Consider the following 24,686-nt stretch of genomic DNA (forward strand, 5'->3'; position numbering starts at 1 on the left):
GATGAGCGGCCAATGGCACTGACGCCGATTTTTATGGCTGATCCAAGCCGGGCCGTGCAGTGGAAGGCGTTTCTGCGCCGCAGCCGCCTCGAGGCTCCGCCCGATCCGGCTCGTGTCATCGAGATCGTGGAGCAGTTGATCTGGCCTCCGCTGACCGCATTTCGTGATGATCGGCCGTTTATCAGCACCTGGTCAGCCGGCGGACCTTGGGTGGAGGATCGAACGGTGTAGGAAGGACACGCCGGGTTCAACCGGTAAACCCGGCATCCGGAATGATCAAGATGTGCTCTCCGACGATCACGACGTCTGCGGCCTGCTCAGCCTCGATCTCGATCGGCTCAAAGGCCGGATTCAGCGGCAGCAGCTGAAGCGAAGTGTGCCGCCAGCCTTCGGCGGTGACGGCCAAATCCGTAGATAGCTCCGAGTGGTACTTCTTGACGGTGAACCGGCCGCCGTTCTCGCCCGCGCCGTCCGTGCCCAGCTGCACGAGCACGATCCGGCCCTCGCGCGAGCCCGCCGGACACGGGCGGAACAGGCACCATGAGCCGTCGGGGATCAGCGGCTCCATCGACGTGCCCGTCACCCGCGCCACGAACATGCCGGCCTTGAGCGAAACGCCCGGCACCTCCGTCCAGCCGATCTCCTCCGGCACACTCTCCGGTCCCCAAAAGCCCGCCGCGGCGGTGAGGTCGTAGACCGGGACGTGGGTGGTGTAACGGGGGCGTAGCACAACCATGGCCGCCAGAGTACGGGGCCGAGGGACAACGTTGGCCCCGAGGCAACGCCGTTCGAGCGATGGGCTTGACGCGAGAATGCACTTCTGTACACTCTTTCGGTTCCGTTTGATTACGCTGATGAAACTCCCCAATGCCCACCTCGCGACGGTTCCGATCGACAAGATCCTGGGCTACTTGCTCAGCCCCACGCACCCTCGAGGGAAATCCAAGGCAACGTTTTTCCGAAACCTCGGGTTCGACGAGTCGGCACCCGAATCGTTGGCGACCGAACTGACGCGCCACGCCATGGAGAACGACGTGCTGCACGAGACGGTCACCGAGTTTGGCGTTCGGTACGTGATCGATGGCTGGATCTGTTCGGCAAATGGTCAGCGAGCGAGGATTCGTACAGCGTGGTTCATCGATCATGGCCAGGAAATACCTCGTTTCGTGACCGCCCACCCAATCCGCGGAAGGAGACGGTAGAATGACGCAGTCGTACGAAGCCGATAGCGAGGGCGAGCCAACTGTGATTCGCGAACTTGACGAAGTCGTGCTCACGTGTGATTTGCCAGAGCAAAAGCTCGCGGCTGGAGACATCGGCACTGTCGTGCTCGTGCACGGCGAAGGCCGGGGATACGAAGTCGAGTTCATGACGCTGGATGGCGAGACGATCGCGGTTTCCACACTTCGGGCAGACCAGGTCCGGCAGGCCCACGCGGACGAAATCGCCCACGCACGACCGATCGCCTCGTAGTGCTCGTGTTGCGGCTGACGCATATTCGGCTCGGATACCAACGTCATGACTGTGGGATAAGTACGGCAAACTCTCCAACGATCACGACGTCGCCCGCTACTTCCCCCTCGATCTCGATCGGCTCGAACGCCGGGTTCAGCGGCAGCAGTTGAAGCGAAGTGTGCCGCCAGCCGGCGGCGGTGACGATCTTCTCCGAGTGGTACTTCTTGACGGTGAACCGGCCGCCGTTCTCGCCCGCGCCGTCCGTGCCCAGCTGCACGAGCACGATCCGGCCTTCGCGCGAGCCCGCCGGACACGGGCGGAACAGGCACCATGAGCCGTCCGGGATCAGCGGCTCCATCGACGTGCCCGTTACCCGCGCCACGAACATGCCGGCCTTGAGCGAAACGCCCGGCACCTCCGTCCAGCCGATCTCCTCCGGCACGCTCTCCGGTCCCCAAAAGCCCGCCGCGGCGGTGAGGTCGTAGACCGGGACGTGGGTGGCTGATTTGCGTCCACCCGGCGGCGAATCGACGAGCGAGAATGGCATGGAATCGCGATTGTCTGCCGGTCGCTTGCCAAGCGGCTCCGGGGCCACCGCCGATGGGGCATACGCTCCAGCCCGCGCCAAGTACGTGAGCGGCTCCACCACCCACTGGTTTCCATCTCGGCAAAAGCTCACCTTGAACGATGTACCGGGCAGCCCGGCGTCGGGACCAAACCACTGCCGCAGAAGCTCGGGCAGATGATTCGGCAGTGTGTCGCCCGCTTTCTCCTCGGGCGGTCCCGCGACGTTGCAGACGATCCGAGCAAAGCGAAACTCCCAGATGCGGCCATCGGGAAGGACTACGGGCACTGGCCCAGTCGGCCGGCCCAGTTCGTCTTCGGCCGTGGGGATTTTCAGGAAGGGCTTTCCACGTGATTGAATCACCCTGGCCTCGAAGCCGTTCGCGGCGGTCCGAGGCCGGGCGTGCGCCGCAAGACGGTAATCCACAAGCTCGCCCGTGAGAACTTCGAAGGCGTCGCGCAGTGAATCAGGACATGCGAATCCCGCGCCGAAACGGCCGCCCTCGGCGCTGAACCAGCGCTTGCCGTTTTTTTCTTTCATCCAGATTGAGATCGGGAACTTCCGCCAGTTCGACACCCATCCGCGTGGCGCGGCCGCAGCGGAACGCTTGTCGTCGTGGTCGCCAAGCTCGCCTCGCAAAGCGGGATGCCCAGCAAGAAAGGTCCAAGCCTTCGCTGCTGAATCAGCCATCGGCATCCCGCTCCAGAAAGCGCCATCATCGAGCAGCACCCTGAGCAACACCATCTTGAACGACTTCGTCATGGCGGTCGTCGCCAGCATCACGAACCATTCTTGAAAGTTTGCAAGACACTCGGCCTCAGCGGCTGTTGCGTCTCCCTCCGCAGCAATGAAGTCGAACCACGTGGGGAACTCTGGCGGCAAGACGCGCGGGTTGTAGCCACGGTGCAACAGCTCGGTCATCGTGGGCCGCCGACCCAAGTCCGCTCGCAGATCGCGATACGCCTGGACGACGCGCGTGCCGGATACCGGCAGAAACCGCGCGAGCAGCTCCTTCGCCTCGAGCTCCACGTCGAGCACGCATTGCTCCGGAAGCGCCGGCTCCCGGCCGTCGAGATACCGCTGCAAGAGGGCAAACCCCGTGGCGTCGGCGGTGGCCGCAGGGGCGAGCGAGAGCAGATGCACGAGCCGGCTCGCGAACACGCGGTGATTGCCCACGAAGTCGATCACCTCGAGCCGCAGCTTGCCCTCCGCCGCCCGCAGGCCGCGGCCGAGCTGTTGCAAGAACACGATTTTTGATTCCGTGGGCCGGAGCATCACCACGCGGTCGACCAGCGGGATGTCGACGCCCTCGTTGAAGAGGTCGACCACGCAGAGGGCCGAGAGGGTGCCGGCGTGGAAGGCGGCCAGCGACGCCATACGCGGGTCGGAGACGGGGCCGCCCGGGTCGGCCGCATCCGAAAACATGGCCGCCGCGGCCACGCCACGCTTCCGGAGCCAATCCCGGGCAAACACGGCATGCCGCCGCGAACAACAGAAGACGAGCGTGCGACCGGCCGGGGCGGCCTGCCACTCGGCCCAGAGGCGTTCCATGCGGGGAGCGTTTTCGAGGGCCGCTTCGAGCACGGCCGGATCGAAGCGGCCGTTGCGCCAGGGGATCTGCTCGAAGTCGACGTCGTCCTTGAGCCCCCGATACCGAAACGGCACGAGCGACCCCTCCGCTATTCCCTGGCCGATCGTGGCCTGGGCCGCGAGGATGTCGTCGAAGAGCGTGGCCACGTCGACGCCGTCTGTCCGCTCGGGCGTGGCCGTGAGGCCGAGCGTGAACGACGGGGCAGCCCGCGACAGCTCCGACAGCCGCGCGAGCACGCGGCGGTAGCTCGGCGCCTCGGCATGGTGCACCTCGTCGATCACAATGGAATCAAACGGGGCCGCAGCCGCGAGGGCCGCGAGACTGTCGGGGCGGGAGAGCTTCTGGATCGAGGCGATGACGAGCTGGCCGGACAGGTCGCACGACGCCGAAAAAGGTGTCAGGAACCTTTTCTGCGAAGCACCCTGGCCGGCCTCGCCGGCCAGGGCCGTGTCGCCTGCGGCGACCGGGAAAGGGTTCCTGACACCTTTTTCCATCCGGGGTGAATGTGACGGGCGGTGCGGGGGCCACGGCGGGCGCGCCATCCCACGCGCGACGCAGCTCGGCCGCGACCGCGGCCCGGGCGGCATACCGATCGACCACCTCCGGCGAGAGCGGCGTGGCCTGCTGCCAAAGACCGTCGAACGCGGCGACGAGCTCGCGGTCGAGGTCGCCCGAGCCCGACGTCTCGCCGAGCAGATTCCACTCGACGCCCGAGACCAAGGCCGACCGCGAGAGGTTGCTCGACCCCACGACCACGATCCCACCCGACGAATCCGCGATCCGCCACGCCTTCGGGTGAAACGAATCGGGCGAACCGCGGAGTCTCGCCATCTCGGCGAGCCGGGCCAGGAATGCTCCCTCTCCCGGCCTTCGGCCTTCCTCTCCCGCGAGGAGAGGCGTCGCCCCGCCGGCATAGTCGATCCATCCAAGCAGCTGCCGCAGCGCCTCGGGCGACGTGATGCCGAGATAATCCCCCACGAGCAGCCGCACGCGGGCCCCGGCGGCGATCGCGCTGAAGAGCCCCGCGCGGATGACATCGAGCCCCGAGGGCTGCACGAACGACGCGAGCAGGTCGATCTCGCTCGCCCCCGGCAGCCGCTCGGCGAGACGCGGCCAAAGCGGCCGATCGGGCCCAGTGGTGAGGGAGAGCCGCGGGGCGCCCGAGCTTGGGGCAACCGGCCCCGCCAAGTAATTCCCCTTCTCTGGAATCACATGGCGAACCCCGCCGCGGGGGTCGTCCATGTCGCCGGCGTACCGCGGGATCACGTGTACATGCACATGCGGCACGGTCTGCCCGGCGGCGGCCCCGGCGTTGAAGCCGACGTTGTAGCCATCGGGCTTGGGCTCGAGCCGCCGATCAAGCAGGGCCTTCACATCGCCGACCAGGGCGAACAGCGCCTGCTGCTCCGCGGCCGTGCACTCGAAGAACGTCGGCACGACCCGCCGCGTGATTACGAGCACGTGCCCCGGCGACACGGGGTACGAATCGAAGATCGCGAAGCAGAGGTCGTTCGCGCAGACCCACTCCGCCTCGGGGACTTCCAGAAACGGCGAGGGGGCGGCGGGCTCCATGGCCGGCAGTGTACGACTCGGCGGGACAACCTTGGGCCGGGGTAGAATCATGACGTCGGTCGAGGCCCCGCCCAGTTGACACGGTAGAGTGAACGGCCGTCTAGTTCTTGGATTCCTCTAGTCGCCTGGAGATGCACAACCATGAGTTCCTGGGAGGAATGCCGAGCGGTCGAACGCGATCCTGAGAAGGTGAGCGGCGCCTGGGTGTTTGCGAACACGCGGGTTCCGGTGCGGGCCTTGTTTGCGAATCTCGAAGACGGAGCCACCGTCGATCAGTTCGTCGAGTGGTTTCCAGGGGTCACCCGGGAACAGGTCGAAGCCGTGCTTGAATTCGCGGCCTCAAGCCTCGGACTCCAAGCCTCTGCATGAAGATCCTGTTCGACCAGGGCACGCCCGTGCGACTACCTTTGCACCGAACCTCGAGGCGAACGACAGGATCGCCATGGGCCGTAGCGTCGTCCTCGCCGGTGCCGCCCGCTGCCCACGGTGCAGCTTGCCGCCGCGCGTGTGCACATGCGGCTTGCTGCCGCAGGTCGAGACGCAGCTCGCGGTGCAGCTGCTGATCCATCGCCACGAGCTGTGCCGGCCGTCGAGCACAGGCGCGCTTGTCGGCCGCAGCGTGGCCGGGGCGGTGTGCCACGTCTACCAGCGGGCCAACCGGTTTTTCGCGGCGGCCGGCTATCCGGCCGATGCCCTCGAGCCCGGACGGGAGCTGTGGGTGCTCCACCCGTCGGGCGATCCGCTGCCGCAGCGCGGCGCCGTGGAGCCCCCGGGTGGAGCGCCCCGCCCGGCCGTGCTGCTTCTCGACGGCTCATGGCGGCAGGCCGGCGAGATGCTCGCGAGCGTCGCCGGCCGTGGGCGATGCGTTTGTCTGCCGGCGCGGGCGACGGACGAGCCGAGCCGCTACTGGCTGCGAGAACAGGCGAAGCCCGAGCAGGTCTGCACGGCCGAGGCGCTCGTCGCCGTGCTCGACGCCACGGGCGAGACCGAGGCCGCGCGGCGGCTTCGGCTGCATTTCGAATTGCACGTCTACGCGACGCTCCTGTCCCGCGGCCGGCGCGAGCTGGCCGAGCGGTATCTCGGGCACTCCCCGCTGCTCGCCGACGCCCCCGGCGCCGTCGACCGTCTCGGGAGACACTCCACCGATTCAGCGCCCGGTGGCGGCATCCCGGCCGATACTGACCCGGGACACCGCTTCTGAGGTTGCCTGGAGGGTCAGACGGGAGCGAAGATCATCCACCCGACCAAAGTGGAGAAACGATCATGACAACGACGCTGAAGGTGATCCTGGGCGCGGCACTGATCGGTGCGGGCGTCGCTGTGCCGGCTGCCGGTGAGGATGGCAGCGCGGCGAAGGACTACCCGAAGGCCAAGGTCAGCTTCGACGACTACAAGACGCTCGTCGCCGAGGTCGAAAGCCACCGCCGGAGCCGGCTGATCGACCTCGACACGTTCCTGGCGATGAGCCGCGAGGAGGGGGTGATCGTCCTCGATTGCCGGTCCGACTTCCGCTACGAACGGATCCACGTCAAGGGAGCGAAGCACCTGGCGTTCACGGAGTTCACCGAGAAGAACCTCGCGGCGGTGATCCCCGCCCACACGACCAAGATCCTCATCTACTGCAACAACAACTTCGCTGGCGAACCGGTGAACTTCGCCTCGAAGGTCGCCCCCCCGCGCCCGCGCTCCGGGCAGAAGGTGGCCAGCCAATTCGCCGCCGAGGCCAAGCCGCTGATGATGGCCCTCAACATCCCGACGTTCATCGCCCTCTACGGCTACGGCTACCACGACGTCTACGAGCTCGACGAGCTGGTGAACGTCACCGACCCGCGGATCACGTTCGAGGGGACGGTCGTCGAACAGACGACCAAGGCGGCCAGCGCCGCCCCCGCGCCGCCGCTGGCGAAGCTTCCATCGCCGGTGGACGACGGTCGGTAGGAGCCCTCACGGCGCCGCGCCGCTCTCGAGCGCGGCGCGGGCCTCGGCCGCGGTGCCATGGACGGCGAGCAGCCGGTGGAGCGCCGTGACGCGAAACACCTTGGCGACGTCGTCGGAGAGCTCGCAGACCGCCATCGCGACGCCCGCCACACGGCAGTGTTTGTGGACCTGGATCAGGGCCGCAATGCCGAGCGAATTGAACATGTTCACGTCGCTGAAATCGAGCAGCAGCCGGGTAACGCGCGACTCGGCGAGAACGCGGGTGATCGCCTGATCGACCTCGGTGTCGGCGGCGACGTCGGGGAGCACGTCGTCAGACAGCCGCACGGTGAGCAGGGGGCCGTCGCTGTGGGTCCGCAGATCCATGAGCCTCTCCAGAGCTTCCGCCTCGGCGCCCGCCAGCGTAACCCCACGCTGCGCGCCGGGCAATCGACCGCCCCACTCGGCAAGGGGGGCGCCACCACGCCGTGGGCGCGACCGGCGGCCCGTTACACTCGGCGCCTCCCCCGCGCCGGCCGGCACGGCGCCCGCCGGAGCTCCTGCCTCTTCCACACCAGGCCACCGATGCGCCGCTTCGCTCTGCTCGTGCTCGTGACGGTCGTCGGCGGCGGTGCGTGGCATGAAGCCGGCGCGGCCGAGCCGCCGTTGCACCGGCGGCCGAACATCGTCGTGATCCTCGCCGACGACTTCGGCTACGAGTGCGTCGGCGCCAACGGCGGCGGCTACGCCACGCCCCACCTCGACCGGCTCGCCGCCGGTGGCATGCGCTTCACCTCCTGCCACGTGCAGCCGCTGTGCACGCCGACGCGCGCGGAATTGCTCACCGGCAAGTCGAACAAGCGCAACTACGTCGACTTCGGCAGCCTGCCGCCGACCGAGACGACGTTTGCCCATCTCCTCCGCGACGCGGGCTACGCCACCGCCGTCGCCGGCAAGTGGCGATTGGGCACCGACCCCGGCTCACCGCGCCACTTCGGCTTCGACTCCGCCTGCACCTGGAACCACACACGCCGCGCCCCGCGCTACGCCAACCCCGGGCTCGACTTCGACGGCGTGCCGCGCGACTTCACCGCCGGCGAATACGGCCCCGACGTGGTCGCCGACTTCGCCGACGCGTTCCTCGAGCGCATCCGCGACCGGCCGTTTCTCCTCTACTACCCACTGATGCTCACGCACGGGCCGTTCCAGCCGACGCCCCTCGACGCCGACTGGGATCCGCGGGCGACCGGCGAGAAGGTCAACGACCGCCCCCGGCACTTCCCCGGGATGGTGGCGTATCTCGATCGGCTCGTCGGCCGGCTCGTGGAGCGCCTCGAGGCACTCGGGCTCCGCGAGAACACGCTGATCGTGTTTGTCGGCGACAACGGCACCGCCCCGGCGATCACCGGCACGCTCGACGGCCGGCCGTTTCGCGGCGGCAAGGGGTCGACGACCCACCGCGGCACGCACGTGCCGCTGATCGTGAGCTGGCCGGCGGTGATCAAGACACCGCGCGTGTGCGGCGATCTGATCGCCGCGGTCGACATCCTCCCCACGGTGTGCGCCGCGGCGGGGGTCGCCGTGCCCGCCGGCGGCGACGGCACGAGCTTCCTCCCGCAGCTCGCCGGCGAGCGAGGCACGCCGCGCGACTGGATCCACGCCTGGTACCGGCCGCGCCTGAAGCGCGGCGCCGAGCCCCGCGAACATGCTTTCGATCACCATCACAAGCTCTACGCCGACGGGCGGATGTATGACCTCGCGAGCGACCCCGAGGAGAAGACGCCACTGGCGGAGGGGGCGCTCACGGCGGAGCAGCGCGCGGGGCGGGCGAAGCTCGCCGCGGCGCTCGAGTGCTACGCCGATGCCCGGCCGGCGGAGCTGCGCCGGATCGACGAGACGGCGCCGGCGGGGGCGGCGTCGGAGGAGTGAGGCGCGGAGCGGGGCAGATCCTCGGTGGACAGCCTCAACTCGGGCTCGACAGAGGGGGGACGCCCCTCGCGCCTCTGCCCTCGCATCGACCCGGTTACAGTGGCGACGGGCCGATGCGAGGGCGACGGCGGAGGGGCTTCGCGGGTCCCTGGAATGGGAAACGCGCGCGGTGTCGGCGGGTGTTGGCTATCGACCGCTGCCGACCGGCGCCGTCGTGCACGAAGGCTCCGCTGAGGCGTTGCCGGCGTGGCCACCCTCCCGTCCCGACCGCAGGCCGCACGCACAGGCGGCGCAGCGCTCCTCGGCCTTCCATTCCCAACTCGGCACGACGCGCGTCACCTCGCGCTTCTCCGGAATCCGCCGCTCCACCACCTCGGCACACGTCGGCCGCCACAGCGGATAGCTCCACCAGCCGCAGTCGTCCTTGCCGCACTGCCGCCCGCAGAAGATGCTCCGGCCGGGCACGCAATACGGCTCGCATTTCACGTCCCAGCAGACCTTCTTGATCTTCTTCTCGGTCTTCCTCGGCACGCACACGTAGCCCACCAGCCGGCAGCTCCCGCAGCGATCGCACCGGCCGTCTCGCGCCGGATCGGGCTGCTTCTCCTCGCTTTTGCCACTGTCTTTCTCGGCACCGCCTTTTTCGCCGCCGACGGTCTCCGTGCCCGCTTTCGTGTCGCCGCCGTTCTCGGCACCGGCCGGGGAGTCGCCCTGCGGCTTCTCGGCGGAGCGGAGCGGATTCGATCGCCCCTCGGGCCGGGGCACGGGCGTGGCCAGCGGCTCGGCGTCGGGCAGGGGAGGAGGTACCGCCGCGGTGGCGCTCCACGGCGGCACGACGAGCAGGAACCAGGCGACGGCGAAGAGGCGGACAGATGCCATGGCGAGCCTCACGTTCAGAACTCCACCTGGAAACGGGTGCCGAAGATGTCGAACGGGGCCAGGCCGTAGCCGACGTAGTCGGGCATCGGGCGGATCCAGTTGAACTGCACGCGCGTGAACCGGTTCCACCACCAATTCACGCCGACCGTGGAGGCGTTGTAGACGCCGGCGTTGGGGGCAGGGGGCGGACCGGGGAAGTTCGAGAGTTGATTGGCGGGGTTGACGTTCGTGCCCGAGATGTCGACGTATGACCAGCGAAACGCCACCTCCCACGCTCCCCAGCCCCCCATCCGCCCGTGGCGCCCGGTGCCGAAGAACGGGCGGAACGGGACGACGTTGTAGTCGAGCACGCCGGCCTGCTTGAGGTAGCCGATGGTCTCGCCGGTGAGCATCCAGCCGCACTGGGCGTAGGCTCCGGGCTGGAGGATCGTCGGCCCGCCGAACTGCTCCACCGTCTCGAGCATCACCTCCGACTGGAAATGGAACCGCCCGGCGCTCCCCGCCAACTCCAGGTGCGAGAGCGTGAACCCGTCGGCGAGGATCCGCCCGCTGTCCATGACCAGCGGCGTGCCGGCACCGGTGAGGCCGATCCCGGTCTGATCCCCGACGAAAAACTCGGGGAAGAACGCCGACCGGAATGTCTTGGCGAACGCGCCGGTCGAACCCGAACCGCCGGTGGCGGCATAGTGGAACCCACCGCCGACGTGGAGCAGGTAGCGCCCGTCGGCGAGGTCGTCGTAGTGGAGCAGGTGAGTGATCCGCGAGGCGAACGCGACACCGCCGTTGTCGCCGATCTGCGAGCCGTTGCGGTTGTCGCCGATCGAGCTGTACACGGTCTCGGCGCCGTTCCAGAACGTCAGCCCGGTGGCATACACGCTGTAGGCCCAGCTCGTACGCTCGTCGTCGCTCATCGCGTAGGCCATGATCCCGACGCGGCGAAACGGATCGAACGCCTGGAACACGGCGTTGCGCTCGAGAAACTCGAGGTGGCGGATGCTCGTCCAGCCGTCCATCGTGCCCGGCTGGCGGAACTGGCCGATGCGGATCGTGCCGAAGAACGGGACCTGCTCCTGCTCCCCCCAGACGTCGAAGAAGCTCGGCCGCCCCGCGGTGGCGAAATCCATCTCGATCGAGAAGTTGGTGAACTCGGTGAGCTTGCCGACCGCGGCCAGGCGGGCCCGGCGGAACGCGACACCATCGAAGGCATCGCCGATGCGCTCGCGGCTGAACCGCGGCTGTGAAAACAGCCCGTCGTCGAGCTGGAAGAACCCGCTGAGCTTGATGATCGGCAGCGTGTCGGTTTTCTCCTCGAGCTCGGCGAGGCGCTTCTGGGCGTCGGCGATCCGCCGGTCGATGTTGCCGACCTGTTGCGGGTCGAGGACGGGGCTGAGCCGCGGTGTCTCGGTGGACGCGTCCGCAGCGGGCAGGCGCAGGTCGAGGTTGCCGGCCTGCTGGGGATCGAGCACCGGCGTGGGGAGGCCGCCGGAAGACAATCGCTGTGCGAGCCGCTCGTGGATCGGCCAGAGTCGCAGGCCTTCGGCATCGGGCGTTGGCTCACTGACCAGCGCACCGGCCGGCGCGACTGCAACGGCGGTGGGAGCCACGTCTGCGGCGCGAGCCGGGCCGGCGAAGAGGGCGCAGGCCAACCCAGCCGCGACGATGCGCGTCAGCGGGAGAAGGCGGCGACGGTGGGACGCAACATGAAGCCGCATGGGAAGCACGAGCGAGAGTGGACGCTACCCACCCACTCCATCGGCATTCCCGCCCCAGTCGAAAGACTATGCACCATCGGCAAGGTTCCCCCAGGCTTCCCATGGCACCGCGCTTACCCAGGCACAGCAGAATTGTCCTTCCGGAACTTCCGGGAGTCATCGCGGCGGATGAAGCCTCGGCGTGCAGTCGTGTCGCGATCAGCAGCGAGCGGTGCGGCGATGCTCCAGAGGCCGACCACAGCGTCGACCGTGCCCCGTCGACCGACGACATCACCCTCGTCACAGCGTCTCGAGATACGCCACCAGATCCGCGACTTCCTCGGCCGACAGTGGCGCCTCGCCGCTCACCTTCTCCGGACCGTGGTACCGGGTGAGGACGTCGGCCAGTGACCGCGCCTTGCCGTGGTGGAGCAGGCGCGTCTTGCGATACACCGCCCGGAGCGACGGCGGACTGTAGGTCGGATACCGGTCGGCCGACTTGCCAAGGCCGACGTCGTAGGTCTCGGCACTGGTCAGGTAGGGTCCGGCGTGGCAGGCGGTGCAACCGGCCCGGGCACTGGCAAACAGCTCGCGCCCCCGTGCGGCAGCCATTCCCGCCGCACCGTCGGGCTCGCGGAACGGACTCGGCGGCGGGGACAGCGACTCCAGATACGCGCCGAGCGCCGCCACGTCATCGGCCGTGGGCTTCGGCCCCTGCATACTCTCGACGAGCGACTTCTCCAGCGACTGCGCCAGGTCGGTCTGCCAGCCGTGCCACGTCCAGGGCCCGGTGGCGGCCACGCCCCACAGCGGCAGGACGGTCTTGTAGGTGCCGACCGAGCCGTCGTTGCGCGTGTCGAACGTGACGGTGCTCGCTCCCCCTTCGAAATGGCAGGTGTGGCAGGAATACCACTGGTCGAGGCTGCGGCGGGCATCGTGGAAGATCGCCTCGCCGCGGCGGACGAGCGCCGCCTGCCCGTCGAGCGTGCCGGCCGGTGCGACCGGCAGCGCGGCGACAACCGCCGGCCCGTCGGCCGACGGCGAGATCGCGACCGCCTGAACTTCATCGGTGAGCGCGTTGGCGATCCAGACGCGCTGCCGCCGCGCATCGACCGCCAGGCCTGTCGGCCGGCCGCCGACGTCGCAGCGCGAAAACCGCGCGGCGTCGGCGGCGAGGCGCGGGTCCATCACCTCGAGGCCGCTGATCTGCGTCCAGGGGAGGTCGGCGGTGGCGAAGCGGAGCAGTTCGTGGGTGCCGCCGGCGCTGACGAACACCTCGCTGCCGTCGGGGGCGACGGCGACGCCGAGGACGTCGCCGACCGCCCTCCCGGAGACGTCGAGCGTGAGCCCGGCGAGGACGGGCTCCCCCTCGGCGGTGAGCGTGAGCTTGCCGAGGCGGCTGCCGGTGACCCAGCCGCGGCGGATGTTGCCGGGGGAGGGATGGCTGCCGCCGTCGTAGGTCCAGGCGAAGTAGACGGTGGCTCCGTCGGGGGCGAAGGCGAGGGCGCCGAGATTGAACCCCTTGAATGGCGCGGTGCAGGAAACCGCAGCGCTGGCGGTGTCGACCAAGACGATCGCCGCTCCTTCCGAGCAGGCGACCGCGACGGTGCGCCCGTCGGGGGAGACGGCGACATGGCGCGGAAGCCTGCCGACCGCGAGGCGCGCCGCGACCTCCCCGCGGGCCAGATCGACGATCGCCAACTCGCCCGACGCCGACAGCGGCAGGAAAGCGCGCATGCCGTCCGGGGAGAGGGCGACGTCCCACGGCTCGAAGCCGACGTGCACTCTCGCGCGCTCCTCGAGCCGATCACCGTCGACGCCGAGCAGCACCAGATCCCCCGCCTCGCGCACACTCACGGCGACCAGCCCGCTGGCCGTCGTCGCGATGCCCGTGGGGCGCGCCCCGACCGGGATCTCGGCGAGAAACCCGCGGGCTGGATCGACGAGGCTCACGCTGCCGGCAGCGGCGTTGGCGGTGACGAGCCGGCCGTCGCCCAAGCAGGCAACAGCAGCGGGGCTGCGCACCGTGGCACCGGCCGCAGGGGCGGCGAGCGCCAGACCGACGATCGCAGACCAGACCACGAGGGAGCGAGCGATCACACCGGCGTCTCCGGGGGCGGCGGACGAGCCCCCGAGTTTACCGCGGCGCGCCCGCGGCGCCGGGAGCGGCCCCCGCGACCAACAGCCCCACCAGATCGGCGACCTCGTCGGCCGACAGCGTGTCGAGCAGCCCGGCGGGCATCGGCGACCCGGCCGCGGGATGCGACGACTCGATCTCGGCGCGGACGATCTTCGTCGTCGCCCCGGACAGGGCGTCGGTCTCGACGGTGATTTCCGCGGCGCCGACCTGGGCGGCACGGCCGGTGATCACCCGGCCGTCGGCGAGGACCCACGTCGTCACCTGGTATTTCGGGTCGACGACGCGCGCAGGATCGACGATCGCCTCGGCGAGCGTCCGCCGGTCGAAGCGCCCGCCGACGGCCGACAGATCGGGGCCGAGCGCGGCGCCTGTGGCGCCGAAGCGGTGACACTTGAGGCAACTCGCTGCGGCGAGCGCCCGCAGCCCGGCGGCCTGGTCGCGGACCGCGCCGGCCGGCAGCGCGGCGGCGACGTCGTCGACGGAATAGCGCTGCACGACGGGGCGGACGGCGCCCGGCGCCTCGGCGGGCAGCGGTGGAACGAGCGCCGCGATCCGCGCCGCGGTGTCGGGGCGCCGGGCCTCGGGGAGCGTGGCGAGCCAATCCTCCTCCATCTGCCCGATCACCTTGGCGAGGAGATGCCCGCCGGTAAACCGCCGCGCCGCCGCGAACCACCCGACGAGCGTCGTCTCCTCGTCGGCGGTCGGCGGCGCCGGCTGCCGGATCAGCGCCCGCACCAGGCGGATCTGGTCTTCCTGCGCGGGGGCGGCGCGGAGCCGGCTGTGCAGCGTGGCGGCGACGTCGCCGGCGCCGAGGGCGACGAGCAGGTCGAGGCGCACCAGATCGATCACCGACAGCGGCTCGGCGGCGAGGTCGCGAAGCTGCGCGACCAACCGGCCGCGCAGCTCCCCGGCCGGCGCGGTGCCGCGGGCCAGCGCGATCTCGACCGCACGGAGCACCCCCAGCGACGCCGCGCCATCGCCGGCAAGCGCCCGGTCGCAGCAGGCGGCGAGGGCCTCCTGGCGACCGGCGTCGTCGGCGCTGCGGACCCAGGCGAGCAGTGCCGTCGCCCGGCGCAGCGGATCGGGTTCGGCGGCGACTCGGCCGCGCCACGCCGCGAGCGGCTGGCGCTCGAGGCCGACGCGCGCCGCGTGGCGCAGGAACCGGTCGGTGGAGCCGAGGTCGGGCCAGAGATCGGCGACCGCGTCGGGCGTGGCAGCGAGCTGATGCCGCTCGAGCGCACGGCGGCGCGCGCGGGCCGCGGTCGGATCGGCGGCGGCGGCGCCGGGATCGGGACGAACGGCACCGTCGGCACCGGCACCGCCGCTCTCATCCCCGACCCACGAGATCCGGTACAGCCCCGACGTGCTGCCTCGGCCGCCGGTGATTACCCACAGGGCGCCATCGGGGCCGAACGCCATGTCGCAGACGTTGAGCGGCGCTCCGGCGGCGAACAGCGTGTCGGTGGCGGCGTAGCTCGCCCCGACCGGGTGCAACGTCACGGCGAGGATCCGGCCATGCTGCCAGTCGGCCATGAACAGGCGTTCGCGCCACGGCGCGGGAAACCGGCTGCCGTGGCCGAAGGCGAGGCCGGTCGGCGACGACAGGCCGGTGTCGAGCGCGCCGGGGAGGGCGTCGGGCTCGTGGGCCGGCCACGGGCCCGAGCCGATTCGCCAGCCGTATTCGCCGCCGGGCACGAGGTGGAGGAGGCGTGTCGGCCGGTACCAGGGGAGACCGACGTCCCACTCCATGTCGGCATCCCAGGTGAAGGCCTCGCCGTCGGGGGAGAAGGCGACGTCGACGGGATTGCGCAGCCCGCCGGTGACGACCGTCCACTCCGTGCCGAGCGGATCGGTGCGGAGCAGGAAGCCGACGCGGTCGTCGCCGGCATCGTCGCGCGGGTCGGGGAGGACGCGGTCCTTGCGCGGGTTGCGGTAGGGCGAGGCGGGGGACGTGCCGGGGGGAAACGTCACGTCGTCGCCGCACATCAGGTAGATCATCCCGTCGGGGCCGGCGGTGAGCTGGTTGGGACCGTGGCCGTAGCGGCTGCGGTAGTCGAACGACCTGAGGAGCTGGCGCTGCTCGTAGCGGCCGTCGCCGTCGGCATCGACGAGGCGCCACAGCTCCTTGGAATCGGTAGCGCACACGTAGAGCGCCCCATGGGCGTGGAGCACGCCGCGGCAGTGGCGGAGCGTGTCGTCGAGGCGAGTGAACGCCCACGTGCCATCGGCCGCTGGGGCGAGCCGGCCGACACCGCGCTGGTCGAGGCCGACGATCACTCCCCCCGTCGGGTCGAACGCCATGCTGATCCAGGAGTCTTCACCGGGCACGGCCGACCGCACGAGCTCGGCACGAAACCCGTCGGGCACCCGGACATGCGCGGCGGAAGTGGCGACCGGCTCGGCAGCCGGGAGCGGTGCGCCGACCGCGACGAGGGCGAGGAGCGCGATGGCAGCGAGCATGTTGCGGCTTCGCCCCCGCGCGGACTGCGGCGAGTGGTTCGGAGTGCCTGGCTGGACGTCGCGTGCTGGCCGCAGGTCGGGGCTGCCCACGCGCTGGCTGTCGCGCCGTCGCCGCCGTCCCGGCGTCGGTTCCGGCTTGTCGTCCGCTGGATCGACAGCGATTGCTGGTGCGGGGTCGGGGCTGCCCACGCCCCGTCGCCGGACGCTCACTTCGGCCCGAGGCTTTCGCGCCGTCGCCGCCGTCCCGGCGTCGGCTCCGGCTTGCGGTCGCCAGGCGAAGCCTGGCTCCCTCGGCAATGCCTCCGCTCGCTCGCAGACGACTTCGCTTCGCCATCCATGGCTCCGCTCGTCGCCTGAACGCCGGCTCTCGGGGCATGGGCAGCCCCTCCACGATTGGAGGTGGTGCGCGGGCGGGGCACATCCGGTGGAATCGCCATCGGCGCGCTTCATGTTCATTCCGTCTTCATGGGGACCCGCGTAGCCCCTCCGCCGTCGCCCTCGCATCGGCCCGTCGCAACTGCATGCGGGTCGATGCGAGGGCAGAGGCGCGAGGGGCGTCACCCCTCTGTCGAGCCCGAGCGGAGGTGCCGGGCGCATCGATGGCTGGACCGTGGTGACGACGGCCATCGAGATTGGCGCGACATGACGTGTCATCCGATCGTCGCACAAAAAACCCTCCCGCTCCGGACCGTTCCGGAGCGGGAGGGATTGTAGTCGTCGCCCATGGCTGGATGCCGCAGGTCAGGTGCCGGCACCGCCGCCACGCCGGCCGCCGCCGCCACCCGGGCCGCGCATCTGAAGCTTCGAGACGTCGAAGGCCGGGCCCTTGAGCGCCTCGAACTTCGTCTTCTGCTCGGCAGTGAGGATGGTGTTCATCTTGTCGATGAGTTTCTGGCGCATCTCGGCCGGATTGCCGCCAGGGCCGCCCTGCATCAATTCCATCATCGCCTCGCGCGCCTTGCCGATCTGGTCTTCGGTGACGCCAAGCTCCTTGACGACCGCTTCGTCCATCAGCGCCCGGCCGCCGAGGGCCTGGACGCGGATCTGCTTGAGCCGGGCGGCCTGCTTGGCGTCGAGGATCGTGGCGACCTTCTTCTCCTCCTCGGCCTGGGCCTTGATCCGCTCTTCCATCCAGGCGCGACGCTGATCGTCGGTCATGTCACGCGGGTTGCCGCCCCCCGGTGGCGCGGCCTCGGGCAGCTTGCCGATCTCGCCGACCTGAGCCGCGGACAGCGCGAGCTCCTGTTGGACGGCTTCCTGGCGGAGGAGCATCGCCGACGACATGCCGCCCCCCATCCGCCCCATTCCCCGTCCCGGGCCCTGCGCGGCGGCCACTCCGGCCGACAGCCCGACCAACCCGACGACCAGTGCCACCGACAGCGACCGCTGCATGGAAAATCCCCCGGAAGACGACGGACCCGGCGGATCCCGCCGGGCCAGGCGGGCCGGCCTCCGTCCGTCGGACGCCACCCCCGCCGCAGAGACTAACGCCCGGGGCGAAAAGAAGTTGCTCGCCCGGCGGGGGGGCGCCACGCAACACGTTCTCCCCCGTGATTCCCCGGCGCCGTTCCCCCAGCCGTCACTCCGCCGACAGCGCCTGGAGCAGCTCCAAGCGCGCCGCGCGGCGGGCGGGGATCCAGGCGGCCAGCGCCGTCACGAGCACCGCGGCGAGGACATTGGCCAGGATCACACCCGGGCGGAAGCTCATCCGCACCGGATGGCCGAGCAGGGGCTGGCTCGAAAACTGGATGTACAGCGCCGTCACGATCCCGCCGAGCGTGCCGAGGAACCCACCGACGATCCCGAGGATCAGGCTTTGGATCACCACCATCCGCGTCACCTGCCGGCTGGTCATGCCGACGGCGCGGAGCAGGCCGAGCGTGCGCCGCTGCTCGAGGACGTTCATCGTCACGGTGTTGGCGACGCCGAGGCTGCCGACGACGAAGCCGAGGAACAGGATCGACTGCAGCGACCAGACGATCCCGCCGACGGTGAAGTCGATGAACTGCCGCAGCTCGCCGAAGCTGCGGAGGAGCATCGTGCGCTTCTCGGCGATCGCCGCCAGCGGCGCACGGAGCGAATCCGCCTGCCCGGCCGCCGCCTTCACCAGGAGGATGTCGGCCGCCTCGAGACCGAACAGGCGCCGGGCGACGTCGCGGCGGAGGACGAGGCTCGAACCGCCCGAGGTGTAGTCGACCACCAGCGCCGCCACCGGCAGCTTCACCGTCCGCCCGTAGACCTCGACCGTGACCTCGTCCCCCGGCTTGATCCCGGTGCGCCGCGCCAGCGCCGTGCCCGCCAGCGCCGCGCCGCGGTCGAGCGCCGCGCGGACGGTGGCTTCGTCGGTCCCGACCGGATCGACCGGCAGCGGCTCGCCGTCGCGGACCTCGCAGGCCACGATCACGCAGGCGACGTCGTTCGCCCGGCCGGTGGCGATCCCGATCCCCTCGACGCGCTCGACGCCGGGAAGTGCCTTGACGTCTTCCTCCGCCTGGACGAGCGTCGGGCCGCTCGCCTTGGTGCCATTGGCGACGACCCCGGCGTGCGACAGCACCCAGTCGGCACGGAGGAGGCGCGAATACCAGCGGAGGACGTCGTCGACATTGTCGCGGATCGCGTGGCCGAGGCCGATGCCGTTGGCGACGGCGACGACCATCACGCCGGTCGTCAGCGCCGTCCGCACCGGCTGACGGAGGATCTGCTCGAGCGCCAGCGTCCGCTCGAGGCGCCACGGGCCGGGCACGGCGCGGCTGGCGATCCGGGCCACCGTGGGGAGGATCAGCGGCGTGGTGGCGACGTAGGCGAGCATCATCCCGATCCCTGCCGGCACCGCGACGCGCGGCGGCACGCGGCCGGTGACGACCAGCACGAGCACCCCCAGCGCCACTCCCCAAAATGCCAGCGCCGCGCCGATCATCCCCCAGGGGACGCGCCGCGACGGCGGCGCCGGCGCCTGCGCCAGCCCCTCGAGCGGATCGATCGCCGCCGCCTGCCGCGCCGGCCACCAGCCGGCGGCCATCGCCACGAGCGTCCCCAGCGCGATCGCCACCGGGACGACCGCGGGATGGACCACCAGGCCCGTCGCCGGCGCCTGGAGGGCCCGGGAGATGCCCGCCGAGATCGGGCCCGCCGCCGCCAGGCCGCCGAGCGCGCCCAGCAGCGCCCCGGCGCCGCCGAGGAGCGCCGCCTCGCCGACGATGAACCGGCGCACGTCGCGGGCCGCGGCGCCCAGCACGCGGACCAGCGACAGTTGCCGGCGCCGCTCGGAGACGTTCATCAGCATCGCGTTGCCGACGATGAACCAGGCCATCGCCACGGTCAGCCCGGTGACAAAGTCGAGGCCGAGATTGGCCGAAAGGAGCATGTCTTCGGCCATGCTCGACCGGCCCGCCGGGACCTCCGCGACCAGCGTCGCCGGCATCCGCCCGGCGATGGCGCGAAGCGCGGCGGGGCGGACCGCGGCCGATTCGACCACGACGCGGGCCCGGTCGACCTGCCCCAGCGCGTTACTCATCTCCGACAGCTCGGCGATGTCGGCGACGACCCCCGAGCCCTCGGCGAACCAGCGCAGCGACTGGCTCTCGGCGATCCCGACCACGCTCATCCGGCGCACGCCGCGGCGCACGAACAGGATCACTTCGTCGTCGACGCTCCGCTCGAGCGACGCCGCCAGCGCCTGGTCGAGGACGATCTCGTCGGGCCCCTCGCAGGCGCGCCCGGCGACGAGCTTCATCAGGCCCAGGTCGACCAGCCGGCGGGCGTCGACGCCGACGGCGATCTCGCGGACGCGCTTCTCGCCGACGCGCACGAGCGTCGGCCGGTAGAAGAGGGGCACGACGGCGCGCACGCCGGGGACGTCGGCGAGACGGGGGAGGACGCCGATCTCGAACCGGCCGCCGGTGGCGGCGGAGACGTCGATCGACGGGACCCCCTCGACCGTCTCGGTGAGCTTGCGATAGCCGGCGCGGGAGGCGTCGGCCGAGACCCAGGTCGCGACGACTGCCCCGACGGCGACCGCCACGCTCCCCACCGTCGCCAGCGCCCGGCCGGGGCGCAGCCGCCACTGGCGCACCAGCAGCCGCCAGAGCCTCATCGCGGCGCCGCTCCGGAGGAGGAAGGCGCGGCGGTGGGCGCGAGTGAATCGGACTCGACGCGCCCGTCGCGCATCCGCACCACGCGCGGCGCCCCGGCGGCGATCGCCGGATCGTGGGTGACGAGGACGACCGTCTGCCCCTCGCGCTCGACCAGATCGCGGAACAGCTCGATGACGCGGCGCGAGTTGGCCGAGTCGAGAGCTCCGGTCGGCTCGTCGGCGAGGACGATCGCCGGCGCCGTGACCAGCGCCCGGGCAATCGCCCCGCGCTGCTGCTCGCCGCCGGAGAGGGCGTCGGGGCGGTGGCCGGCGCGGTGGCCCATCCCGACCCGCTCGAGGGCCGCCGAGGCGCGCTTCTCGGCGGCGGCGTGGCCGACGCCGTCGAGAACCAGCGGCAGGGCGACGTTCTCCACCAGCGACAGTTCGGGAAGAAGGTTGTAGCGCTGGAAGACGAAGCCGATCCTCCGCCGGCGGAGGACCGCCAGCGCTTCGTCGCCGAGGGTCGCCAGGTCGACCCCCTCGAGGCGCACCGCGCCAGACGAGGGGCGTGTGATCCCGCCGAGGAGGTGGAGCAGCGTGCTTTTCCCCGAGCCGCTGGCGCCGGTGATGGCGACGAACTGCCCCTTCTCGACCGCCAGATCGACGCCGTCGATGGCCGTGACCGCGACGCCGTCCTCCTCGGCCGGGGCGAATTCCTTCCGCACGTTCTCGACCTGGAGGATGGCCACGCCCGTCTCCGTCACCGCTGCCGGCTCCGCCGGCCACACCCACCGAAACCACCCAACATACCGCTCGGCCGCCCTTCGGGACCACCCAAGCTTGCCCATCGTTCGGCCCACCGGGGAAGCCGAAGCACCGGCGCGAGAGGGTGAAGTGGTCGGGCAAACGGTGCCGATTGTTCCCGACTGTCCGGTCTCCACTGGCCCCCGGGTGACCCCGATGCAGCGTCTCGTGCCGGCACTGGTCGTCGTGTGCCTCGCCGCGGCCGTCGCGGCGGGCGCCGATCCGCCAACGCTACGGACCGCGGAGCAGGGGGTGGAACTGGGCAGCGCGGCGGTGCCCGACGCCGCCGCGGCCCCGACGCCGGAAACGCTCGAGGAGTTCGTCACCCTCGCCGAACGGAGCCATCCACGGCTCCGCCAGGCGGCGGCGGCCGTCGAGGCGGCGCGCGGCAAGGCCGTGCAGGCGCGGCTCTACCCCAATCCGATGCTCGCAGCGGGCTCGCCGCAGGCGGCCGGCCGCTACAGCCAGTGGAACGTCTATGCGTCGCAGGACGTCGTCACCGGCGGCAAGCTCCGGCTCCAGCAGCAGGCGGCACTCCGCGAGGTGCAGCAGGCGGAGTACGAGCTGATCCGGGCGCGGTACGAGGTGCTGACCGGCACGCGCATCGCCTTTTACGAGCTGGCCGTCGCCCAGCGGCGCGCGGAGATCTACACGCTTCTCCTCGACATCGCCAAACGCTCCTACGAGATCGGCCGGCAGCTCGCCGCGGCGGGGGAGGGGACCAAGGCCGACGTCCTGTTTTGGAGCATCGAGCGCGACCGCGCCGAAGCCCGGCTCCTCAACGCGGCGGTGTTCATCGAGGCCGACCGCCGCCAGCTCGCCACCGCGGTCGGCCTGCCACGGGCCGATGTCGGGCGGATCCGCGCCGACCTCTACCGGCGGATGCCCGACTTCGACCTCAAGGTGCTCCAGGAGGCCGTCGTCGGCGCCAATGCCCAGCCGCGTGCGGCCGAATCGGCGATCGCGCGCACGCAGTGGGCGCTGGAGCGGGCGGTGGTCCAGCCGATCCCCAACATCAACCTCATGGGAGGCTACCAGCGCCAGGTCGACTACCCGGCCCAGGACCAGGCGCTCGTCCAGGTGATGGCGGCGGTACCACTGTTCGACCGCAATCAGGGCAACATCCGCTCCGCCCGGGCCGACATCGCCGAGGCGCGCGCGGCACTGCGTGGTGTGGAGCTCGAGCTCGCGGCCCGAACGGCGACGGCGCTGGCGCAGTATCGCACCGCCCAGCAACTCGCCGCCTGGTACGAGACGCGGATCCTGCCCCAGGCCCGCGAGACCGTCGCCCTCACGCAGACGCTCTATGCCCGCGGCGAGGTGACGTTCCTCAGCCTGCTCCAGGCGCAGAAGATTCTCACCGAAACCGAACTGGCGTTCGTCGAGGCCCAGGCGGAGCGCTGGCGCGGCGCGGCGACGATCGCCGATCTCCTCCAGCTCGACGAGTTTCCCCCGGCCGACGATGCGCCGGCCGCGCTGGCGCTGGGTGCCGACTGGCTCCCGCGCCTCCCCGACACCGCGGCCGCCGAGGCCAAGCCGGCGGCGAAGCCCGAAGCGGTGCCGGCACCGGCGCCGAAGCGGTGACCGGAGACGACGCCCCGGGCCGGCTCCGTCCGCGGGACCCTACCTGTCCGTGGACAAAGCCCTCCGCGGCCTTTGTCCACTCAAGCGACCGCGGGAAACGCCGAGGGTTTCCCGGGTCGCCGTCGGCCGCATCCAGCGGCCGATCACTTTTTCCACGGGCTCCTACCGCCGCGGGATGACGTCGAGGTCGAGCGACTCTTCCGCCGAGCCGCCGCCAAGAGTGTCGCTGACGAGGAACTCGAGGCGGTACTGCCCGGCCGGCATGTCGTCGGGGATCGTGAGGAAGTAACGCACGAAGTAGTCGCGGCGCGGCGCGTGGCAGGTCTCGACCAGCGGCGAGAACGTCCACTCCTTGACCACCGACTCGTCCGGGGCGACGAGCCGGAAGGCGGTGTCGACACCGGTCGTGTGGCCGGCGGCCGACTGGCGGACGAGGAGGTTTTCCAGCTCGAAGTACACGAGCAGCTCCTGGCCGGGATGGAACGCCGCCTGCGGGAAGCGGTCGACCACACCCCACGCCTTGACGCGCGACGCGAAGCAGGCGTTGCGGACGATCGGCCCCGTGGGCGCGGGGGCGGCGGGCTCGGTCGCGGCGTCGGAATCGGGGGGCTCGATCGGGTCGACGTCGGGAACGATCGAGAGTGCGGCACCGTTGATCGGGCGGGCGGCGCTGACGGCCACGGCCGCGGCCGGCTCGGGGGCGGCCAGTGCTGCCGCGGCGGCGGGGAAGCGGAGCGCGGCAGGGGACGCCGTCTCGACGGCGGGCGCCGGCTCGACTGGGGCGGGAGTCTCCACGGGGGCCTCGTCACCGGCCGACTCGCGGCCGGCCTCGAGCGCCACGACGAACTCGTCGACGACCGCCGGCCAGTCGCGCGGGCGGGTGGCTTGGAGCGTTTGGATGAGGACCATCCGCGTCGCATCGTCGACGCCGCCGCTACGGGCCAGGCGCGTGACGGCGCGGTCGATCGCCTCCTCGAGCGATGGCACCGGCTCCTCGATCACGTCTTCGACGACGGCGACCGACGCCGGCCGGTCGCCCTCTTCGCTCGGCTCCGGTGCGGACGCATGATCGGTCGTCGAGAGGCTCGCCGCGGTCTGGCGGAGGGCCTCGCGGAGGCTGGCCGACGTGATCGCCGACGTGCAACCGGTCTGGAGGACCACGGCCAACAGCACGAGCGCGGCGGGAACCATGCGGCGGTCGCATGCGCTTGCCGCTTCGGTGTGGTCGCCGGCGGAAACGGGTGACTGCCTGCCCATCGCGGTCTGACTCCCGGGAGTGGTTCGGGAAAAGCCCATGCGGGCGCCCGACGGCGAACCGCCGGTGGTGATTCGCGGCGGGAAGGTAGAGAGCCCCCCGGCGCTGCGGCAAGGCCAGCTGGATGGCCAGCAGGCTGGATGGCCAGCAGGCGGGATGGCCAGCAGGCGGGATGGCCAGCAGACTGGCTGAATGGCGAGCTGGAGAGGAAGCGCGGTTTGCCCAGACCAGCACCGTGGAACTCACCCGAATGCGACGCCTGTCCTTCCCGTCCCCCGGGGCCCGCGAAGCCCCTCCGCCGTCGCCCTCGCATCGGCCCGTCGCCCCGTGCTGCGGGTCGATGCGAGGGCAAAGGCGCGAGGGGCGCCCCCCTCTGTCGAGCCCGAGCCGAGGCGCCACTTCCCGCCGGCATCAAGCCGGATGGCTGGCGACAAGCGCTTTGACAAAGGCCATGGAGGGCTTTGTCACCGGGAAAGCCCGCCGCACGATGCGGCGCCCGTCGACCGTGGGAACCCTCGGCGTTCCCACCGGTCGACCGGAGGTGACAAAGGCCATGGAGGGCTTTGTCGCCGGGAAAGCCCGCCGCACGATGCGGCGCCCGTCGACCGTGGGAACCCTCGGCGTTCCCACCGGTCGACCGGAGGTGACAAAGGCCATGGAGGGCTTTGTCGCCGGGAAAGCCCGCCGCACGATGCGGCGCCCGTCGACCGTGGGAACCCTCGGCGTTCCCACCGGTCGACCGGAGGTGACAAAGGCCATGGAGGGCTTTGTC

The 24,686-nt window shown here is 70.9% G+C and carries 21 protein-coding genes; 8 read left to right on the forward strand and 13 right to left on the reverse strand.

Annotation, left to right across the window (positions count from 1 at the left end):
• The first annotated feature begins 12 nt into the window (after positions 1 to 12).
• Complete coding sequence (locus FJ309_14480; protein ID MBM3955795.1) at positions 13 to 231, forward strand: hypothetical protein; 219 nt, start codon at positions 13 to 15, stop codon at positions 229 to 231.
• Between the two features lie 16 nt (positions 232 to 247).
• On the opposite strand, the gene FJ309_14485 is transcribed toward FJ309_14480, so the two are convergent.
• On the reverse strand, positions 248 to 736 hold the full coding sequence (locus FJ309_14485) for a S24 family peptidase (GenBank protein ID MBM3955796.1): 489 nt from the start codon (positions 734 to 736) through the stop codon (positions 248 to 250).
• Positions 737 to 854: 118 nt separating this feature from the next.
• Between FJ309_14485 and FJ309_14490 the strand changes: the two genes are divergently transcribed.
• Together FJ309_14490 and FJ309_14495 are read left to right on the forward strand one after the other, a co-directional pair.
• Complete coding sequence (locus tag FJ309_14490; protein MBM3955797.1) at positions 855 to 1,202, forward strand: hypothetical protein; 348 nt, start codon at positions 855 to 857, stop codon at positions 1,200 to 1,202.
• Between the two features lie 43 nt (positions 1,203 to 1,245).
• Entirely contained in the window at positions 1,246 to 1,473 is a 228-nt protein-coding gene (locus FJ309_14495; GenBank protein ID MBM3955798.1) for a DUF4926 domain-containing protein, read from the forward strand.
• 43 nt (positions 1,474 to 1,516) lie between these two features.
• Here the strand turns inward: FJ309_14495 and FJ309_14500 are convergent, their stop codons facing one another.
• Both FJ309_14500 and FJ309_14505 read right to left on the reverse strand, forming a co-directional pair.
• Positions 1,517 to 4,198, reverse strand: coding sequence for a hypothetical protein (locus tag FJ309_14500; protein MBM3955799.1), 2,682 nt, complete (start codon positions 4,196 to 4,198; stop codon positions 1,517 to 1,519).
• Positions 3,900 to 5,234: an HIT domain-containing protein gene (locus FJ309_14505; protein ID MBM3955800.1), complete on the reverse strand. Its 1,335-nt coding sequence runs from the start codon at positions 5,232 to 5,234 to the stop codon at positions 3,900 to 3,902. Before FJ309_14505 ends, FJ309_14500 begins: the two co-directional genes overlap by 299 nt.
• 90 nt (positions 5,235 to 5,324) lie before the next feature.
• On the opposite strand from FJ309_14505, the gene FJ309_14510 reads away from it, so the two are divergent.
• The 3 genes from FJ309_14510 to FJ309_14520 all read left to right on the forward strand — a co-directional run bounded on the left by FJ309_14510 (position 5,325) and on the right by FJ309_14520 (position 7,121).
• Positions 5,325 to 5,552 carry a DUF433 domain-containing protein gene (locus FJ309_14510; GenBank protein ID MBM3955801.1) on the forward strand — a complete coding sequence of 76 codons (228 nt, stop codon included), beginning with the start codon at positions 5,325 to 5,327 and terminating at the stop codon, positions 5,550 to 5,552.
• Between the two features lie 73 nt (positions 5,553 to 5,625).
• Entirely contained in the window at positions 5,626 to 6,384 is a 759-nt protein-coding gene (locus tag FJ309_14515) for a DTW domain-containing protein (protein MBM3955802.1), read from the forward strand.
• 62 nt (positions 6,385 to 6,446) lie between these two features.
• The gene (locus FJ309_14520; GenBank protein MBM3955803.1) at positions 6,447 to 7,121 is read left to right on the forward strand and encodes a rhodanese-like domain-containing protein; all 675 of its coding nucleotides are present in this window, start codon (positions 6,447 to 6,449) and stop codon (positions 7,119 to 7,121) included.
• A gap of 6 nt (positions 7,122 to 7,127) precedes the next feature.
• On the opposite strand, the gene FJ309_14525 is transcribed toward FJ309_14520, so the two are convergent.
• The gene (locus tag FJ309_14525; protein ID MBM3955804.1) at positions 7,128 to 7,742 is read right to left on the reverse strand and encodes an STAS domain-containing protein; all 615 of its coding nucleotides are present in this window, start codon (positions 7,740 to 7,742) and stop codon (positions 7,128 to 7,130) included.
• Between FJ309_14525 and FJ309_14530 the strand changes: the two genes are divergently transcribed.
• Positions 7,686 to 9,029, forward strand: a complete 1,344-nt coding sequence (locus FJ309_14530; protein ID MBM3955805.1) for an arylsulfatase — start codon at positions 7,686 to 7,688, stop codon at positions 9,027 to 9,029. The genes FJ309_14525 and FJ309_14530 overlap by 57 nt on opposite strands.
• 186 nt (positions 9,030 to 9,215) lie before the next feature.
• Here FJ309_14530 and FJ309_14535 read toward each other — a convergent pair whose 3' ends face one another.
• The 7 genes from FJ309_14535 to FJ309_14565 form a co-directional block, all read right to left on the reverse strand.
• Positions 9,216 to 9,908, reverse strand: coding sequence for a hypothetical protein (locus FJ309_14535; protein ID MBM3955806.1), 693 nt, complete (start codon positions 9,906 to 9,908; stop codon positions 9,216 to 9,218).
• 14 nt (positions 9,909 to 9,922) lie between these two features.
• Entirely contained in the window at positions 9,923 to 11,620 is a 1,698-nt protein-coding gene (locus tag FJ309_14540; protein MBM3955807.1) for a hypothetical protein, read from the reverse strand.
• Positions 11,621 to 11,899: 279 nt separating this feature from the next.
• Positions 11,900 to 13,699 carry a c-type cytochrome gene (locus tag FJ309_14545; protein ID MBM3955808.1) on the reverse strand — a complete coding sequence of 600 codons (1,800 nt, stop codon included), beginning with the start codon at positions 13,697 to 13,699 and terminating at the stop codon, positions 11,900 to 11,902.
• A gap of 37 nt (positions 13,700 to 13,736) precedes the next feature.
• Complete coding sequence (locus tag FJ309_14550; protein MBM3955809.1) at positions 13,737 to 16,853, reverse strand: hypothetical protein; 3,117 nt, start codon at positions 16,851 to 16,853, stop codon at positions 13,737 to 13,739.
• Positions 16,854 to 16,940: 87 nt separating this feature from the next.
• Positions 16,941 to 17,591 (reverse strand): hypothetical protein, encoded by a 651-nt coding sequence (locus FJ309_14555; GenBank protein ID MBM3955810.1) that lies wholly within the window; start codon positions 17,589 to 17,591, stop codon positions 16,941 to 16,943.
• Between the two features lie 187 nt (positions 17,592 to 17,778).
• Positions 17,779 to 20,292, reverse strand: a complete 2,514-nt coding sequence (locus FJ309_14560; GenBank protein MBM3955811.1) for an ABC transporter permease — start codon at positions 20,290 to 20,292, stop codon at positions 17,779 to 17,781.
• Positions 20,289 to 21,119 (reverse strand): ABC transporter ATP-binding protein, encoded by an 831-nt coding sequence (locus FJ309_14565; protein MBM3955812.1) that lies wholly within the window; start codon positions 21,117 to 21,119, stop codon positions 20,289 to 20,291. Before FJ309_14565 ends, FJ309_14560 begins: the two co-directional genes overlap by 4 nt.
• Here FJ309_14565 and FJ309_14570 point away from each other — a divergent pair.
• Entirely contained in the window at positions 20,899 to 22,659 is a 1,761-nt protein-coding gene (locus tag FJ309_14570; GenBank protein ID MBM3955813.1) for a TolC family protein, read from the forward strand. The two genes, FJ309_14565 and FJ309_14570, sit on opposite strands and share 221 nt — an antisense overlap.
• A gap of 162 nt (positions 22,660 to 22,821) precedes the next feature.
• Here FJ309_14570 and FJ309_14575 read toward each other — a convergent pair whose 3' ends face one another.
• Both FJ309_14575 and FJ309_14580 read right to left on the reverse strand, forming a co-directional pair.
• Complete coding sequence (locus FJ309_14575; GenBank protein ID MBM3955814.1) at positions 22,822 to 23,850, reverse strand: hypothetical protein; 1,029 nt, start codon at positions 23,848 to 23,850, stop codon at positions 22,822 to 22,824.
• Positions 23,851 to 24,325: 475 nt separating this feature from the next.
• Complete coding sequence (locus FJ309_14580; GenBank protein ID MBM3955815.1) at positions 24,326 to 24,673, reverse strand: hypothetical protein; 348 nt, start codon at positions 24,671 to 24,673, stop codon at positions 24,326 to 24,328.
• Positions 24,674 to 24,686: the final 13 nt, after the last annotated feature.

It is taken from the genome of Planctomycetota bacterium (assembly GCA_016872555.1).
Taxonomy (GTDB): Bacteria; Planctomycetota; Planctomycetia; order Pirellulales; family UBA1268; genus F1-20-MAGs016.

What these genes read in the sequence shown, in the direction of transcription:
- FJ309_14485 (MBM3955796.1), bottom strand. Translation starts at nt 736, where the DNA reads ATGGTTGTGCTACGCCCCCGTTACACCACCCACGTCCCGGTCTACGAC.
- FJ309_14505 (MBM3955800.1), bottom strand. Translation starts at nt 5,234, where the DNA reads ATGATTCTACCCCGGCCCAAGGTTGTCCCGCCGAGTCGTACACTGCCG.
- FJ309_14580 (MBM3955815.1), bottom strand. Translation starts at nt 24,673, where the DNA reads ATGGCCTTTGTCACCTCCGGTCGACCGGTGGGAACGCCGAGGGTTCCC.
- FJ309_14535 (MBM3955806.1), bottom strand. Translation starts at nt 9,908, where the DNA reads ATGGCATCTGTCCGCCTCTTCGCCGTCGCCTGGTTCCTGCTCGTCGTG.
- FJ309_14565 (MBM3955812.1), bottom strand. Translation starts at nt 21,119, where the DNA reads ATGGGCAAGCTTGGGTGGTCCCGAAGGGCGGCCGAGCGGTATGTTGGG.
- FJ309_14560 (MBM3955811.1), bottom strand. Translation starts at nt 20,292, where the DNA reads ATGAGGCTCTGGCGGCTGCTGGTGCGCCAGTGGCGGCTGCGCCCCGGC.
- FJ309_14570 (MBM3955813.1), top strand. Translation starts at nt 20,899, where the DNA reads ATGGCGACGAACTGCCCCTTCTCGACCGCCAGATCGACGCCGTCGATG.
- FJ309_14555 (MBM3955810.1), bottom strand. Translation starts at nt 17,591, where the DNA reads ATGCAGCGGTCGCTGTCGGTGGCACTGGTCGTCGGGTTGGTCGGGCTG.
- FJ309_14550 (MBM3955809.1), bottom strand. Translation starts at nt 16,853, where the DNA reads ATGACACGTCATGTCGCGCCAATCTCGATGGCCGTCGTCACCACGGTC.
- FJ309_14490 (MBM3955797.1), top strand. Translation starts at nt 855, where the DNA reads ATGAAACTCCCCAATGCCCACCTCGCGACGGTTCCGATCGACAAGATC.
- FJ309_14515 (MBM3955802.1), top strand. Translation starts at nt 5,626, where the DNA reads ATGGGCCGTAGCGTCGTCCTCGCCGGTGCCGCCCGCTGCCCACGGTGC.
- FJ309_14510 (MBM3955801.1), top strand. Translation starts at nt 5,325, where the DNA reads ATGAGTTCCTGGGAGGAATGCCGAGCGGTCGAACGCGATCCTGAGAAG.
- FJ309_14525 (MBM3955804.1), bottom strand. Translation starts at nt 7,742, where the DNA reads ATGCCACGCACCGCCGCCGACGACCGTCACGAGCACGAGCAGAGCGAA.
- FJ309_14530 (MBM3955805.1), top strand. Translation starts at nt 7,686, where the DNA reads ATGCGCCGCTTCGCTCTGCTCGTGCTCGTGACGGTCGTCGGCGGCGGT.
- FJ309_14540 (MBM3955807.1), bottom strand. Translation starts at nt 11,620, where the DNA reads ATGCGGCTTCATGTTGCGTCCCACCGTCGCCGCCTTCTCCCGCTGACG.
- FJ309_14575 (MBM3955814.1), bottom strand. Translation starts at nt 23,850, where the DNA reads ATGGTTCCCGCCGCGCTCGTGCTGTTGGCCGTGGTCCTCCAGACCGGT.
- FJ309_14480 (MBM3955795.1), top strand. Translation starts at nt 13, where the DNA reads ATGGCACTGACGCCGATTTTTATGGCTGATCCAAGCCGGGCCGTGCAG.
- FJ309_14500 (MBM3955799.1), bottom strand. Translation starts at nt 4,198, where the DNA reads ATGCCGCCCGGGCCGCGGTCGCGGCCGAGCTGCGTCGCGCGTGGGATG.
- FJ309_14520 (MBM3955803.1), top strand. Translation starts at nt 6,447, where the DNA reads ATGACAACGACGCTGAAGGTGATCCTGGGCGCGGCACTGATCGGTGCG.